General features: G+C 69.6%; 13 protein-coding genes. 8 read left to right on the top strand and 5 right to left on the bottom strand.

Going from position 1 to position 15,747, the window contains the following annotated elements; translation table 11 throughout:
- Positions 1-319 precede the first annotated feature (319 nt).
- Positions 320-994 (top strand): carbonic anhydrase, encoded by a 675-nt coding sequence (locus ABS361_20210; GenBank protein XBY46968.1) that lies wholly within the window; start codon positions 320-322, stop codon positions 992-994.
- Between the two features lie 41 nt (positions 995-1,035).
- Here the strand turns inward: ABS361_20210 and ABS361_20205 are convergent, their stop codons facing one another.
- A complete protein-coding gene (locus ABS361_20205; protein ID XBY44315.1) occupies positions 1,036-1,545 on the bottom strand; it encodes a DsrE family protein in 510 nt (169 codons plus the stop codon).
- 360 nt (positions 1,546-1,905) lie between these two features.
- Between ABS361_20205 and leuB the strand changes: the two genes are divergently transcribed.
- From leuB to ABS361_20175, 6 genes are all read left to right on the top strand, one after another.
- Positions 1,906-3,018 (top strand): 3-isopropylmalate dehydrogenase, encoded by a 1,113-nt coding sequence (gene leuB, locus ABS361_20200; protein ID XBY44314.1) that lies wholly within the window; start codon positions 1,906-1,908, stop codon positions 3,016-3,018.
- A 178-nt stretch (positions 3,019-3,196) separates the two neighbouring features.
- Entirely contained in the window at positions 3,197-6,508 is a 3,312-nt protein-coding gene (locus ABS361_20195) for a transglutaminase family protein (protein XBY44313.1), read from the top strand.
- A 296-nt stretch (positions 6,509-6,804) separates the two neighbouring features.
- Positions 6,805-9,321: a circularly permuted type 2 ATP-grasp protein gene (locus ABS361_20190; GenBank protein ID XBY44312.1), complete on the top strand. Its 2,517-nt coding sequence runs from the start codon at positions 6,805-6,807 to the stop codon at positions 9,319-9,321.
- Positions 9,322-9,325: 4 nt separating this feature from the next.
- Positions 9,326-10,276: a transglutaminase family protein gene (locus ABS361_20185; GenBank protein XBY44311.1), complete on the top strand. Its 951-nt coding sequence runs from the start codon at positions 9,326-9,328 to the stop codon at positions 10,274-10,276.
- A 262-nt stretch (positions 10,277-10,538) separates the two neighbouring features.
- Positions 10,539-11,264 (top strand): TerC family protein, encoded by a 726-nt coding sequence (locus ABS361_20180; GenBank protein XBY44310.1) that lies wholly within the window; start codon positions 10,539-10,541, stop codon positions 11,262-11,264.
- Positions 11,265-11,451: 187 nt separating this feature from the next.
- Positions 11,452-12,297, top strand: coding sequence for a DUF2189 domain-containing protein (locus ABS361_20175; GenBank protein XBY44309.1), 846 nt, complete (start codon positions 11,452-11,454; stop codon positions 12,295-12,297).
- A 40-nt stretch (positions 12,298-12,337) separates the two neighbouring features.
- Here the strand turns inward: ABS361_20175 and ABS361_20170 are convergent, their stop codons facing one another.
- Positions 12,338-13,042 (bottom strand): L,D-transpeptidase, encoded by a 705-nt coding sequence (locus ABS361_20170; protein ID XBY44308.1) that lies wholly within the window; start codon positions 13,040-13,042, stop codon positions 12,338-12,340.
- 456 nt (positions 13,043-13,498) lie between these two features.
- Between ABS361_20170 and ABS361_20165 the strand changes: the two genes are divergently transcribed.
- Positions 13,499-14,059: a fasciclin domain-containing protein gene (locus ABS361_20165; protein XBY44307.1), complete on the top strand. Its 561-nt coding sequence runs from the start codon at positions 13,499-13,501 to the stop codon at positions 14,057-14,059.
- A gap of 155 nt (positions 14,060-14,214) precedes the next feature.
- Here the strand turns inward: ABS361_20165 and ABS361_20160 are convergent, their stop codons facing one another.
- The 3 genes from ABS361_20160 to ABS361_20150 are packed head-to-tail and all read right to left on the bottom strand — an operon-like array spanning position 14,215 to position 15,493.
- Positions 14,215-14,667: an anti-sigma factor gene (locus ABS361_20160; GenBank protein XBY44306.1), complete on the bottom strand. Its 453-nt coding sequence runs from the start codon at positions 14,665-14,667 to the stop codon at positions 14,215-14,217.
- Entirely contained in the window at positions 14,622-14,984 is a 363-nt protein-coding gene (locus tag ABS361_20155) for a hypothetical protein (protein ID XBY44305.1), read from the bottom strand. The genes ABS361_20160 and ABS361_20155 overlap by 46 nt, the downstream gene beginning before the upstream one ends.
- Positions 14,933-15,493 carry a sigma-70 family RNA polymerase sigma factor gene (locus tag ABS361_20150; GenBank protein XBY44304.1) on the bottom strand — a complete coding sequence of 187 codons (561 nt, stop codon included), beginning with the start codon at positions 15,491-15,493 and terminating at the stop codon, positions 14,933-14,935. Before ABS361_20150 ends, ABS361_20155 begins: the two co-directional genes overlap by 52 nt.
- Positions 15,494-15,747: the final 254 nt, after the last annotated feature.

Genomic DNA, 15,747 nt, shown 5'->3' with positions numbered 1-15,747 from the left:
CACCCGTCCGACGGCGACTTGAGAGACGCCGCGGCCCCAGCGGCGTGATCGCTCGATCGATAGGGAATTGTCAGCGTCGGCATTGTTTCGGTCGCGTTTCGTCGGCGGCGAGAAGCGGCCGTGCAACCCAGGCCCGCCGTTTCCCGTTGCAGGCCCGCTTGCGCGCTGCGACGAAACCGGCCCTCGACAAGCCGGGTCGCACCTCGGCATCTTGCACCGCAACAACGGGGACGCGATACGATCGCGATCGCCCGGCTGCGACGCCGCAACCGGGTCGGATCCGTCCGGATGCCGACGAGGCAACGGCGCGTGAAGGAGGATATCGATGTTTCCGACGAAACTGGTCGAGGGCTACCGGAACTTCCGGGCCGGCCGCTACACGTCCGAGAACGACCGCTATCGCCATCTCGCCGAGACCGGCCAGCGCCCCGAAACGCTGATCATCGCCTGCTGCGACAGCCGCGCCGCGCCGGAGACGATCTTCGATTCCGCGCCGGGCGAGTTGTTCGTGGTCCGCAACGTCGCCAATCTGGTGCCGCCGTTCTCGCCCGACGACAAGCACCACGGCACGTCGGCCGCGCTGGAGTTCGCCCTCGTCGCGCTGAAGGTGAAGAACGTCGTCGTGATGGGCCACGGCCGCTGCGGCGGCATCGCGGCCGCGCTGGCCGAGAACCCGGAGCCGCTGACCCCCGGCGACTTCATCGGCAAATGGATCTCGCTGCTCGAGAAGCCGGTCGCCGAATGCGCCTGCCATCCGGACGATACGCCGGACGAGCGGCGGCTGCGGCTGGAACGGGCGTCGATCCTGCATTCGATCGACAACCTGCGCAGCTTCCCCTGCGTGCAGCATCTCGAGGGCCGGGGGCGCCTGTCGCTCTACGGCGCCTGGTTCGACATCAGCCTCGGCGAGCTGCATGTCTACGAGCCGGAGACCGGCCAGTGGACCCGGCCCGAGGCGCACGGCCTCTCCGACGCGCCGCACGCGGCCGAGTAAGGATCGAGGGCAGCTTCGCCGCGCGCGCTGCCCGCCGTCACTCACGGTCGCAGATAGCCGTAGCCCTTGGTTTCCAGATAGGCGATCTCCGCCACGCCGGCCGGCACGATGTCCTGCGGCCCGACGCCGAACAGGTCGGCCTGCGGATCGATGCCACGCGAAACCAGCGTGTTGCGGCAGACCAGGAACCGCGCGCCCTTGGCCCGCAGCCGGTCGATGCGCGCGGCGAGGTCCGGATCGGACTTCGCGGCCGCGAGCAGGTCGACGCCGTCGCCGTTCATGACCACCACCAGCGACAGGTCGCCGTTCGGCGTCGCCGCAAAGTGGTTCTCCATGTTGCCGACCCAGCGCTTGGCGTTACGGTTCAGGAGACCGACGCCCTCGCTGATGTGGTAGATGACCTTCTGCCCCTCATAGGAGCGCGCCGCCGCGGCCGGCACGGGATGGAGCCCGGCGTGGCCGTGACGCGTCACGAAGAAATAGGTGGTGCCGGCGGTCGCCACGACGAGGGCGGCGCCGAGGGCGAGACGGCGGATCAGACGAACATTCATCGGCGCGTTCCCCATCGAGGCGGACCAGGCCCGGATCGCTTCCCGAGCCGCGCCTTCGTGTCGTTTCGGACGTGTCGTTTCGGGACATTCCGGCGCTTCTCCTTACGGAACAGCAAACACCGGACCACCGAACGGGCGCGTGGTTAACCGGAAGCCCGCGACCAGCGCCCACTCCCGCAGCCCCGTTGCCACGTCAAAGCTGCCGTATCGCGTTGCCGCATGCCGTTGCCGCTCCGGGCGGCCCTTGATAAAGGACGCGGCCGAGACGCCCCGCCGGTCCCCGAGACCGGCCACCCTTGAATGCCGAGAGGCCGGTCGTCGAGATCGGCCGGCATTGAGAAACCGACAGGACGAAACGCCATGGCTTCCTTCAACCTCTTCCTTCTCCCCGGCGACGGCATCGGCCCCGAGATCATGGTGGAGGTGAAGAGCATCCTCTCCTGGTTCCAGGCGCGCGGCGTCGCGACCTTCGAGACCGAGGCCGGTCTCGTCGGCGGTTCGGCCTACGACGCGCATGGCAAGGCGATCTCGGAAGAGGACATGAAGCTCGCGCAAGCGGCCGACGCGGTGCTGTTCGGCGCGGTCGGCGGCCCGAAATGGGACAGCGTGCCCTATGACGTCCGTCCCGAGGCGGGCCTTCTGCGCCTGCGCAAGGATCTCGGCCTGTTCGCCAACCTGCGTCCGGCGATCTGCTACCCGGCGCTCGCCGACGCCTCGTCGCTGAAGCGCGAGGTCGTCGAGGGCCTCGACATCCTGATCGTGCGCGAACTGACCGGCGGCGTCTATTTCGGCGAGCCGAAGGAGATCGTCACGCTCGAGAACGGCGAGAAGCGCGCCGTCGACACCCAGCTCTACACGACCCACGAGATCGAGCGCATCGCGCGCGTCGCCTTCGACCTCGCCCGCACCCGCGGCAAGAAGGTCGCCTCGGCCGAGAAGCGCAACGTGATGAAATCGGGCGTGCTCTGGAACCAGGTCGTCACCAAGATCGGCAAGGAAGAGTATTCCGACGTCGCGCTCGAACACGTGCTCGCCGACAATTGCGCCATGCAGCTGGTCCGCTGGCCGAAGCAGTATGACGTCATCGTCTGCGACAACCTGTTCGGCGACATCCTGTCCGACGTCGCGGCCATGCTGACCGGCTCGCTCGGCATGCTGCCCTCGGCCTCGCTCGGCGCCCCCGACGCGGCGACCGGCAAGAGGAAATCGCTCTACGAGCCGGTGCACGGGTCCGCGCCGGACATCGCCGGCAAGGGCATCGCCAACCCGATCGCGATGATCGGCTCCTTCGCGATGGCGCTGCGCTACTCGCTCGGCCTCGGCGAGGCCGCCGACATGCTGGACAAGGCGATCGCCAACGTGCTGGCGAGCGGCGTCCGCACCAAGGACATCGCCGCGGCCGGCCAGAACGCCGTCGGCACCAAGGACATGGGCGCGGCGATCGTCAAGGAACTGGAAGCGCTGGCGCGCTGAGGTCCGGAAACGAGAAGTCCGAACGATGACAAGGCCGTGGCTCCAACCGAGCCGCGGCCTTTTTGCTCTCGAGACCACGATCGCCTAAATTTTCCGCACGCGGCGTTCAAAGACCGGGCTTGCGAGGCCCTGCCCAAGGAATAGGCTGGACCCGCCCGACACCAGCGCGAGACATCCCTTGGCGATCCTCACGGCCCTGCACCACGTCACCGCCTATTCCTATGACAAGCCGGTCGAGCTCGGCCCGCAGGTCATCCGGCTGAGGCCCGCACCGCATTGCCGGACCAAGGTGCCGAGCTATTCGCTGCGAGTCACCCCGGAGACCCATTTCGTCAACTGGCAGCAGGATCCGCACGGCAACTGGCTGGCGCGCTTCGTGTTTCCCGAGCCGACCACCGAGTTCAAGATCGAGGTCGACCTCGTCGCCGAGATGGCGGTCTACAATCCGTTCGACTTCTTCATCGAGGATTATGCCGAGAAGTTTCCCTTCGCCTACAAGCCGGAACTGGCCGAGGAGCTCAAACCCTACCTGCAGCCCGAGCTGGCCGGCGAAGCCTTCGAGGCCTATCTCGCCACCATTCCGCGCGAGCCGATGCAGACGGTCGACTTTCTGGTCGCGATCAATCAGGCACTGTCGAACCACATCCGCTATGTGATCCGCATGGAGCCCGGCGTGCAGGCGCCGGACGAGACACTGGAGCTCAAGTCCGGCTCCTGCCGCGACACCGGCTGGCTGCTGGTCAACCTCTTGCGCCGGCTCGGCCTCGCCGCCCGCTTCGTCTCCGGCTACCTGATTCAGCTGAAGCCCGACGTCGCCGCGCTCGACGGTCCCTCCGGCACCGATCACGACTTCACCGACCTGCACGCCTGGTGCGAGGTCTATATCCCCGGCGCCGGCTGGATCGGCCTCGATCCGACCTCGGGCCTGTTCGCCGGCGAGGGCCACCTGCCGCTCGCCGGCACGCCGCACTATCGTTCGGCCGCGCCGATCTCGGGCTCCTTCGCCGCTCTGCCCGGCACCGAGACCGAATTCGATTTCCAGATGAAGGTGACGCGCATCGCCGAGAAGCCGCGCGTGACCTTCCCGTTCTCCGACGAGGCCTGGGCCGCGCTCGACGATCTCGGCCGCAAGGTCGACGAGGACCTGATCGCCGGCGACGTGCGGCTGACCATGGGCGGCGAGCCGACCTTCGTGTCGATCGACGACTATCAGTCGGCCGAGTGGAACACCGCAGCCGTCGGTCCGACCAAGCGCCAGCGCGCCGACGACCTGATCCGCCGCCTGCGCCAACGCTTCGCGCCCGGCGGCTTCCTGCATTACGGCCAGGGCAAATGGTATCCGGGCGAGAGCCTGCCGCGCTGGAGCTTCGCGCTCTACTGGCGCAAGGACGGCAAGCCGATCTGGACCGACCCGAACCTGATCGCCACCGTGGCCGGCCGCAAGGACGCCACCACCGCTCAGGCCGAGCAGTTGCTGACCGCGCTGGCGACGGCGCTGAAGGTCGGCGCCGACCACGTCGTGCCGGCCTACGAGGATCCGGCGCACTGGATGGTCAAGGAAGGTCAGCTGCCGGAGAACGTCGATCCGCTCGATCCCAAGATGGAGGATGCCGAGGCGCGGGCGCGCATGATCAAGGTGTTCGAGCGCGGTCTCGGCAAGCCGACGGGCTACGTTCTGCCGATCCAGCGCTGGCAGTCGCGCGCCGGCCGGGGCTGGGTGTCGGAGCGCTGGAACTTCCGGCGCGGCCGACTGTTCCTGCTGCCCGGCGACAGCCCGGTCGGCTACCGCCTGCCGCTCGAATCGCTGCCCTGGATCCCGCCCGCGAGCTACCCCTATATCGTCGAGACGGACCCCTTCGCACCGCGCGGTGACCTGCCCGACCCCGACGAGCTGCGCCAGATCTACAAGCGCGACCTTGGCCAGGATCGTCAGGAGCGCCACGAACAAGCCATGTCCGGCACCTCCGCCGTGCGAACCGCCATGGCGATCGAACCGCGCGACGGCGTGCTGACCGTGTTCATGCCGCCGACCGAGCGGCTCGACGACTATCTCGAGCTGATCGCCGCCATCGAGGTCTCCGCCGAGGAGTTCGGCCTGCCCGTCCATATCGAAGGCTATCCGCCGCCGGTCGATCCGCGCATCGACGTGATCAAGGTGACGCCGGACCCCGGTGTCATCGAGGTCAACGTCCAGCCGGCGCAGTCCTGGGACGAATGCGTCGCGATCACGGCGGGTCTCTATGAGGACGCCCGGCAGTCGCGGCTCGGCACGGAAAAATTCATGGTCGACGGCCGCCACACCGGCACCGGCGGCGGCAACCATGTCGTGGTCGGCGCGCGCCACCCGGCCGACAGCCCGTTCCTGCGCCGTCCGGACCTCCTGAAGAGCACGATCCTCTACTGGCAGCGTCGGCCGTCGCTGAGCTATCTGTTCTCCGGCCTGTTCATCGGCCCGACCAGCCAGGCGCCGCGCATCGACGAGGCGCGCCACGACGCGCTCTACGAGCTGGAAATCGCGCTCGCCAACGTGCCGGCGCCCGGCTACGGCCTGCCGCCGCTGCCGTGGCTGACCGACCGGTTGTTCCGCAATCTGCTGGTCGATTCGAGCGGCAACACGCACCGGACCGAAGTCTGCATCGACAAGCTGTTCTCGCCCGACGGCCCGACCGGCCGGCTCGGCCTGGTCGAGTTCCGCTCCTTCGAGATGCCGCCGGACTGGCGCATGAGCCTCGCACAACAATTGCTGCTGCGGGCGCTGATCTCATGGTTCTGGAAGGAGCCGCAGGACGGCGAATTCGTGCGCTGGGGCACGGCACTGCACGACCGGTTCATGCTGCCGCACTTCGTCTGGGAGGATTTCCAGGGCGTACTCGACGACCTGAAGCACGCCGGCTACGCCTTCGATCCGCTCTGGTTCGCGGCGCAGTTCGAGTTCCGCTTCCCGTTCTACGGCCGCGTCGAGCACGGTGGCGTCGCGTTGGAGATCCGCCAGGCGCTGGAGCCCTGGCACGTCACCGGCGAGGAGGGCGCGGCCGGCGGCACGGTCCGCTACGTCGACAGTTCGGTCGAGCGGCTGCAGGTCAAGGCCGAGGGTCTGAACCCGGCGCGCCACGTCGTCACCTGCAACGGCCGGCCGTTGCCGATGACGTCCACGGGCCGGTTCGGAGAGGCGGTCGCCGGGGTGCGCTACAAGGCCTGGCACCCGGCCTCGGGCCTGCACCCGACGCTGCCGGTCAACTCGCCGCTGACCTTCGACGTCGTCGACAAGTGGACGAGCCGCTCGCTCGGCGGCTGCGTCTACCACGTGGCGCATCCGGGCGGCCGGAATTACGATACGCCGCCGGTCAACAACTACGAGGCCGAGGCCCGCCGGCTCGCGCGCTTCATGGACCACGGCCATACGCCGGGCTTCGTGCATGTGCCGACACCGGAGCGCACCGGCGAATATCCGCTGACACTCGATCTGCGCCGACCGCCGGCGCGGATCTGAGGACGCGGTTTTGAGCGTGCGACCGGAGCCGAACTGGCATGCGCCTGATCGGCCGGAGAAGCTCTGGCCGTGCCGGGCACGAGAATCGTATACAGTTCGCCGAGCCTGCTGTGCCAGGCTGGGCGCCCGTGCCCGGCCGCGTCGCGAGGCGTGAGCCGCCTTGTCCCTGAAACCACGCTGTCGAGGATCCGAGCCGCGTGTCGCCGAGTGAGACGGACATCGACCCGATCGGTCTGACGGTGTCGGGCGCCTCGCCCGCCGCCGCGATACCGGCCGGCGCGATTCCCGCCACACCGATGCCTGCCTCGCTCCCGATCGGCCGCGAGCCGGATCAACTCGAACTCGGCATCGGCTGGGACGCGCCCGTCGACCCGGCGCTTGCCCGGCTCATGCACGGCTACCGCGCCGATCCCGGCGTCTACGATGAGCTCGTCGATGCCGACGGCACGCCGCGACCGGTCTGGCGCCCGTTCATCGCGGGCATGGCGGCGCGGGGACCGGACGGCATCGCCGCCCGCTTCGCCGCAGCCGATCGCTACTTGCGCGAATCGGGAGTGGTCTACCGGGTCTACGGCGAGGCCGACGGCGAGCGGCCCTGGCCGCTCACCCATGTGCCGCTGATCCTGGAGCGCGAGGCCTGGCAGAGCCTCGCCGACGGCATCGTGCAGCGTGCCGAACTGTTCGAGGCACTGCTCGGCGATCTCTATGGCGAGGCGCGGCTGGTCGGCGAGGGCCTGGTGCCGGCGGCGCTGATCGCCGGCAATCCGGAGTTCCTGCGCCCGCTCGTCGGCGTGACGCCCGCCGGTGGCCGGCATCTGCAGGTCTATGCCGCGGACGTCACCCGCGCGCCCGACGGGCGCTGGTGGGTGCTGTCCGACCGCACGCAAGCGCCCTCCGGCGCCGGCTACGTGATCCAGAACCGCATCGCGATCTCGCGCGGCCTGCGCGACCTGTTCGAGGCCAACAAGGTCAGCCGGATGACCGGCTTCTTCCAAGCGCTGCGCTCCGGCCTCGGCCGCGCCACCGGCCGGGAGGATCCGCGCATCGCGCTGCTGACGCCCGGTCCCTGGAACGAGACCTATTTCGAGCATGCCTATCTCGCCCGCTCGCTCGGCTTCATGCTGGTGGAGGGCGGCGACCTCGCCGTCGCCGGCGACCGGATCGCGCTGCGGACCATCGAAGGCACCGAGCCGGTCGATGCGATCCTGCGCCGCGTCGATGGCGACTTCGCCGACCCGCTCGAACTGAACGGCACCTCGCATCTGGGCGTGCCCGGCCTGGTCGAGGCGGTCCGCAACGGCCGCATCGTGGTCGGCAATGCGCTCGGCTCGGGCCTGGTCGAGGCGCCGGGCCTGACCGGCTACCTGCCGGTGCTGGCCCGCCGGCTGCTCGGCGAGGACCTGAAGCTGCCCAATGTCGCGAGCTGGTGGTGCGGCGAACCCGCCGCGCGCGACGCCGTGCTCGCCGATCTCGATGCACGCGCGATCGTGCCGGCCTTCGGGCGCTCGATCCCCGGCGTACTCGATTCGACCGGCGTCGACGGCCGCGGCTTCACGGCTGCCGAACGCGCCCGCCTCGCCGAGCGCATCCGCCAGCGCGGCATGGATTTCGTCGCCCAGGAGCCGATCCGGCTCGCGACCACCCCCGTCTACGAGGGCGGCCGGCTGGTGCCGAAACCCTACGCGCTGCGTGTCTTCGCCGCGCGCGGGCCGGACGGCTGGGTCGTCATGTCCGGCGGGCTCTGCCGCATCTCGCCGCGCAAGGACGCCCGCGCGCTCTCCATGCAGCGCGGCGGCCGCTCGGCCGACGTCTGGGTGCTCGGCTCGGGCGTCGGCCCGTCGCAGCAGCCGGTGCTGGTGCCCGAGCCCGAGCAGATCGAGATCCGGCGCCAGACCGGCCCGCTGCCGAGCCGCGCCGCCGACAACCTGTTCTGGTTCGGCCGCTATCTGGAACGCGCCGAGGCGACGTTGCGTCTCGTCCGCGGCCTGGAAGGCACCTCCGACGACGGCGCGATCGAGCCGCGCGTCGCGGTCGGCGAGGATATCGTCGGTCTGCTGTCGCTTTGGGGAGCGACACCCTACGGCATCGCCGACCCGCGGCTCGCCGCGGCCGAGGCGATCGGCGGCCCGCATCCGTCGGCCCTGCCCGCGCTGATCGGGGCCGCCCGCCGGGCCGCCGCCGCACTGCGCGACCGGCTGTCGCCCGACGCCTGGCGCGCGCTCGTGCAGCTCGCCCGCCGCATCGCCGGCGCCGCACCGGAGCGGATCCGCGACGACGTGTTCGAGATCGCCGAGACCGAGCTGCGCTCGGTCTCCTCGATCGTCGGCCTCGCGCACGAGACCATGAACCGCGTCGAGGGCTGGCGCTTCCTCGATCTCGGCTGGCGCATCGAGCGGGCGATCGCGCTCGTGCGCTTCGCCCGCCAGCTCGGCGACGGCTCGCCGGAAGCGCTCGACCTGCTGCTCGAGCTGGTCGACGCGCGCATCTCCTACCGCGCCCGCTATATTGCGGGGATCGCGCGCCGGCCGGTGCTCGACCTCGTCGTGCTCGACGCCGCCCATCCGCGCTCGGTCGCCTTCCAGGTCGACCGCATCCTCGAACATCTGGAGCACCTCGCGCACCGCCGCGACGGCGCACCGCGCGATCTGGCGGAAAAGCTCGCCCGCAAGCTCGCCATCGATTTCGAGACCGCCGATCCCGCGAGCTTCGACGATGCTCGGCTCAGCGGCATCGAGAAGCTGCTGATGGACGTCTCCGACGCGGTGACAGCGCGCTATTTCGGCCCGCCGACCGTCGCCGAGGAGGGAGCGTGAGGCGATGCGCTACCGGATCACCCATGTCACCACCTACGACTATTTCGCCACCGTTCCCTTCGCCGACTGCCGGCTGCGCCTGACGCCGGCCTCCCGCGACGGCCAGACTCTCGTCTCGACCGAGATCTCGGTCGAGCCCCGCCCCGAGCACACCGCCATCGAGGTCGACTGGTTCGGCAACCGGGTCACGCGCGTGTCCTTCCGCGTTCCGCATCGCCGCCTGACGATCCGCCAGACCGCGCTCGTCGACATCGTTCCGCGCGCCTTGCCGGTCGCGCAGACGACCCCGCCCTTCGAGGTCGTGCGCGACGCCGTCCCGCTCGGCCGCGCGCTCAGCCCCGATGCGCCGGTGCACTACGTGTTCCCGAGCCGCTTCGTGCCGCTCGCCGAGCCGATCGAGAGCTACGCGCGCAAGTCCTTCCCCGCGGGCCGGCCGATCCTCGCCGGCGCGATCGAGCTCGCCCGCCGGATCAAGGCCGATTTCGTCTACGACCCGACCGCGACCGACGTCGCGACGCCGCTTGCGGCCGCCTTCGCGACCCGGCGCGGCGTCTGCCAGGATTTCGCGCAGGTGATGATCTCGGGCCTGCGCAGCCTCGGCATCGGCGCCGCCTATGTCAGCGGCTACCTGCGCACCGAACCGCCGCCCGGCCGGCCGCGCCTCGAAGGCGCCGACGCGACCCATGCCTGGGTCGACGTCTGGTGCGGCGAGACGCTCGGCTGGATCGGCATCGATCCGACCAATGGCATTCTCGTCGGGACCGATCACATTGCGATCGGCCGCGGCCGCGACTATGCCGACGTCGCGCCCGTGACCGGCGTCGTCACCAGCGCCGGCGGCCAGGGCCTCAGCGTCGGTGTCGATGTGGTCGAGGTGCCCGTGATCACCGAAGCAACCGCGCGCACGGGAGGAAGCGAACGCCCGACGCAGGCCGATGCGGCGGTTCGCTGGTGAGATCCGGACCGGTCCCGACCTCGACGACCGGCCGGCCTGCCGGGTCGCCATGCGTGCAGATAGGAACAAGACTCATTGCGTTTCGTTGGGAGACGGCGCACATGAGTGTCAGCGCGCGGTCAGACAGTTGCCCGCTCCCCATTGCCGAACGCCGGTCGTGTCTCCGCCAACCGACGTTGCGCAGTGGGGACACCGGATCCTTGCCGACCGCCGACAACCGGCACCGCACACCCCGAGGCGATCGCGTCGCGGCGGGATGGCGATGCCCGAACGATCGTGCCGTCGGAGACCCCCGTTGAACGCAGCCTCCCTCTATCCCGAACTCGTCGCCCTCGCGCAGGTCGTGTTCATCGACGTCGTGCTCGCCGGTGACAATGCCGTGGTGGTCGGCATGGCCGCGGCCGGCGTGCATCCGTCGATCCGCGCCAAGGTGATCTTCTTCGGCATCGCCGGCGCGGTCGCGCTGCGCATCGTCTTCGCGCTGATCGCGACGCAGATCCTGGCCATCGTCGGCCTGACGCTGGCCGGCGGCGTGCTGCTGCTGTGGGTCGGCTGGAAGATGTACCGCGAAATGACCGCGGAGGAAGACGCCCCGGCCCTCGCCACCGCCGGCGAGAGCGCCGGTTTCGCCGTCGATGCAGGGACGTCGAAGACCTTCGGCCAGGCGATGACGCAGATCATCGTCGCCGACCTGTCGATGTCGATCGACAACGTCCTGGCCGTCGCCGGCGCCGCCAAGGACCACCTCTGGGTCATGGTCGCCGGCCTCGTCCTGTCGGTCGGCCTGATGGGTGCGGCCGCGACGCTGATCGCCAAGGTCCTGCACCGGTTCCGCTGGATCGCCTGGGCCGGCCTCGGCGTCATTCTCTACGTCGCGCTGTCGATGATCTGGCGCGGGACCCATCAGGTCGCCTGCGCCGGGCTCAGCCCGGACATGTGTCGGTTGGGCGTACTCGACTACATGACCCACGCGGCGGCGCACTTCTGAAGCGCGCCCCCTCGGGAGGCCGTTCCGGACCCGCGCCGCACCCTCCCGAGCCGCTCCCCCAGCCACTCGCCGAGCCACTCCCCGAGCCACTCTAAGTAGGAATCGGGGGCCGCCTCATCCCCTCTTCTGAGTGCGGCCCGACCGTGCCTATCCTTGCGGCGAGCCAACGCGCGCCCGGGAGAGACGCATGTCGGACGAGGGGGAACACACCGTATCGCCGCTGAAGCCGGAGCCGGTGGTCCGATCGATCACACCGGCCGAGATCCTCGACGCGCTCGCCGCCGGCCTGCGCGACTTCCGCGCCGCGCCGCAGTTCGGGCTGTTCTTCGGCGCGATCTACGCGTTCGGCGGCCTGTTCGTGGTCTGGGGCGCGTTCATCGCCGGGCTCGGCTATCTCGCCTATCCGGCCGCCGCCGGCTTCGCGCTGCTCGGCCCCTTCGTCGCCGTCGGCCTCTATGAGGTGAGCCGCCGCCGCGAGGCCGGCCTGCCGCTCGCCTGGGGCCCGATCCTCAGCAGCATGTTCGCGCAGAGCGCACGCGAGTTCGGCTGGATGGCCTTCGTGACCTTGTTCATCTTCGTGATCTGGATGTACCAGATCCGGATGCTGCTCGCGATCTTCCTCGGTTTCAAACCCTTCGCGAGCCTGCAGGAATTCGTCACGGTCGTGACCGGCACGCCCGAGGGCCTGATGTTCCTCGCCGCCGGCCATATCGACGGAGCGGTGCTGTCGCTGGTGGTGTTCTCACTGACGGTGGTGTCGTTTCCGCTGCTGCTCGAACGTGACGTCGACTTCGTCACCGCCATGATCACCAGCGTCCGCGCCGTGACGAAGAGCCCCGGCCCGATGCTCGCCTGGGGCGCGATCGTCGTCGCGTTGCTGGTGCTGGCGATCGTCCCGGCCTTCGCCGGCCTGCCGGTCGTGCTGCCCGTGCTCGGCCACACCACCTGGCACCTCTATCGACGTCTGGTCGCGCCGGAAGCACCGATCGCGGAAACGACGACGGCCGTCCCGGATGCCGGGACGGCCGCCTGATCGATCGGGACGGTGCGGATCGTCAGACCACGAAAGTCGATCAGACCACGAACACCGGCGTGCCGACCGGCACGCGGCGATAGAGGTCGATGACGTCCTGGTTCAGCATGCGCACGCAGCCGCTCGACACGGCCTGGCCGATCGACCAGGGCTCGTTGGTGCCGTGCAGGCGATAGAGCGTGTCGCGGTCGCCCTGGTAGAGATACATGGCGCGGGCGCCGAGCGGGTTCTCGATGCCGCCCGGCATGCCGCCGGCATATTTCGCGGCGCGCTCGTCGCGGGCGACCATCTCCGCCGGCGGGGTCCAGGTCGGCCACGGCGCCTTGCGCTTGATCGTGGCGCGGCCCGACCAGCCAAAACCCTCGCGGCCGACGCCGACGCCGTAGCGCATCGCCATGCCGCCCTCGCGCACGAGATAGAGATGCCGCTCTTCCGGCACGACCACGATCGTGCCCGGACGCTCGGTGCCGCGGTATTCGACCTCCTGACGCAGGAAGGCGCGATCGATCTTGCGCCAGTCGACCGCCGGAACCGGGAACGGCTCGTCGTCGATCGCGGCATACATCATCGCGTAGTCGACACCGTCGATGTCGCCGTCGACCGACGACAGGCGCACGCGCTCCGGATTACCGGTGACGCAGCCGGCCAGCAGCAGCGGCACGCCGGCCACGAAAGCGCGACGGCTCAGGCCCGCAGCAGCAGCCTCGGTCGAGGCCCGTTCCATGCGCTTGGAAATCTCCGTCATGATCCATCCCGAATGAAAGACCGCGGGCTGACCGCCCGGGGTAGAGAAACGTTCCGACGCGCCGCGCGCCGCCGTTGCTCCGGTTTAATCCTTACGATCGTGACATCGGCGAGATGAACCGTGGCCAAACACCGAATTCATGACCTGCCGTCGCTGAAGCCCGGCCGGTGCGGCAGCCATGCAACAGAATCGGTCCAGGCGGCTCGTTTCAGGTCAGCCAATCGTCAGGCACAGAGCGGCAGCGCCACGGGTCGCGGAGCGTGAGCGCGGGAATAACGTACCGTCCAGGCAAAAGGTCCAACGCCGGGTCACGCCCGCGATTCGGCATGCCGCCCCCGAGCGCACCTCGCGCATCCGTGATCAGCCGCGAGAAACCCTTGATCGAAGCGCTCCGTAGCTGCCGACATCCCGAACCGACCGGGCCCCCGGTCGGTTCGAGGCAACAGGGAGATGCTCATGTCGTTCCATCGTTTCCTGCGCCCCGCCGCACTCGGCCTCGCGCTCGCCGTGGCGCTGCCCTTCGCGGCCGATGCGGCGGTGAAGTATGTCGGCGGCGCACCGATGTATCCCTCGAAGACCATCGTCGAGAACGCGGTCAACTCGAAGGATCACACCACGCTGGTCGCCGCCGTGAAGGCCGCGGGTCTGGTCGACACGCTGTCCGGCGCCGGCCCCTTCACCGTCTTCGCCCCGACCAACGCCGCCTTCGCCAAGCTGCCGAGGGACACCGTGCCGACGCTGCTGAAGCCGGAGAACAAGGCCGGTCTCACCAAGGTGCTGACCTATCATGTGGTCGCCGGCAAGTACTCGGCCGAGGATCTGATGACGAAGGCCAAGGCGATGGGCGGCTCGGTGACGCTGAAGACGGTGCAGGGCGAGCCGCTGACGATCACCGCGCGCAAGGGGCACCTGATGGTGACCGACGCCTCCGGCGACAAGGCGAAGATCACCGTCTCCGACGTCGACCAGTCGAACGGCGTGATCCACGTCGTCGACACGGTGCTGCTGCCGAAGTGATCCCGACCGTCGCGAGGCGATCGCGACTCGGGCCGCCCGCCTCCCGACCCGAACCCGCCGCGCGCCCCCGCGGCGGGTTCTTTCATTTTATGGCTACGATGGCTGCCGGCACGACACCGCCGACCGCGATCAGGAAAGCCCGGCTCGCGCGCCCGTCACTCCGCAATGAGCTTGCCCGAATAGACGATCGGTCCGGTCGGCCCGCCGGTCGGCGAACCGCCCTTCGGTTCGACCGTGACGGCAAACACCGCGTCAGTCGCGAGCCGCGGCACCGGCAGACGCTGTTGCGCGCTGCCCGCGCCCTCCGGCACCAGCCCGAGCGACTTCGGCGCCGCTCCACCGGCGACGTACCAGAGCTCGAGGCTCTTGTCGGCGGGTTGCTCGGTCGCGACCGACCGGACCGAGACGGTGCCGGCGCGGGTATCGACCCGCACGATCAACGCGGGCTGTTGGGCATCGCGATTGACCACCGCGATGAACTGGCCGCCCGCCGTCTCGTTCGGCCGCAGTGCGCGCTCATAGACCAGCACGCCGGCGAGGCTCGCCGCGATCGCGCCGGTCGTCACCGCGACGGCGCGCCAGCGCCGTGCCCGCGCCGCGAGACGCACGACGATGCTCGCCCCTCGGCCGCGCCGCGCGGCAGTTCCACCAGCGCCTCCCGATCGAGCGCCGCCTCGATGCGCGCGAAAACGCCCGGCGGCGGTTCGACGGGCTCGATCCGTCCGGCGAGCGGCGCGAACCGCATCGCCCATTCCCGGATCGCCCGGTCGAGATCCGGATCGTCCGCCCGCTGCCGCGCGACCGCCGTCCGGTCCGCCTGCGAGAGCGTTCCGAGCACGTATTCACCGGCCAATGCGTCGCGTTGCTCGGGCGTCACGGTGTTCCCATACAGAGTTTGAGCGCGGCAAGCGCGCGGTGGAGCCATGTCTTGATCGTGCCGACCGGCCGATCGAATTTCTCGCTCAGTTCCTCGCGCGACCAGCCCTCGTAATAGGCGAGCAGCACGCAGGTTCGGTGGTCCGTCTCGAGTTGGCCGAGACACTTGCGCAACGCCTCGAGATCGGCGCCGTCAGGCGCTTCCGTCGGATCGGCGATGTCGGCCAGGATGTCGGTCTCCTCGCCGTCGCCGTTCGCGACCGAGGACACGGTCGCCGGTCCGTTCCGACGCCGCGCGTCGATCGCGGCATTGTGGGCGATCGCGGCCATCCAGGTGATCGGCCGCCCGACGGTCGGGTCGAACCGATCGGCGTTGCGCCAGATGCGCAGATAGGCCTCCTGGAGCACCTCCTCGGCCCGGCCCCTGTCGTTCAGGATACGCAGCACGATGCCGAAGAGTTTCGCGGCCGAGGCGTCATAGAGCGCCGCAAAGGCGCGCCGGTCGCCGCCGGCGCTGGCCTTGAGCAGCAGACCGAGATCACCCGTCGCTTCCGCCACGCTTGTCTCCCTCACCGCCGACGGCGTCCCCGACGGCCGGCCCCACGCTGCCGAACGTCCGTCCCAAGTGCCCGCGCCAGCCGATTGTGGCGGCAAGCGCCGGGCGCGTCCATGGGCACGGGGCTCGGCGGACACCATCGATCTGGAGCGGCACCGTCGGAGGGCAAGGCGCCGGGAAAGAGAATTTTCTTCCATGGCTTTGCGATAACCGTGGCGGCAGTCGCGCCAAAGCAACCATGGGCACGAACCGTTTT

The organism is Ancalomicrobiaceae bacterium S20 (genome assembly GCA_040269895.1).
In the GTDB taxonomy this organism is placed as follows: domain Bacteria; phylum Pseudomonadota; class Alphaproteobacteria; order Rhizobiales; family Ancalomicrobiaceae; genus Methyloraptor; species Methyloraptor flagellatus.
This window is presented reverse-complemented; position numbering and strand designations above follow the sequence as displayed.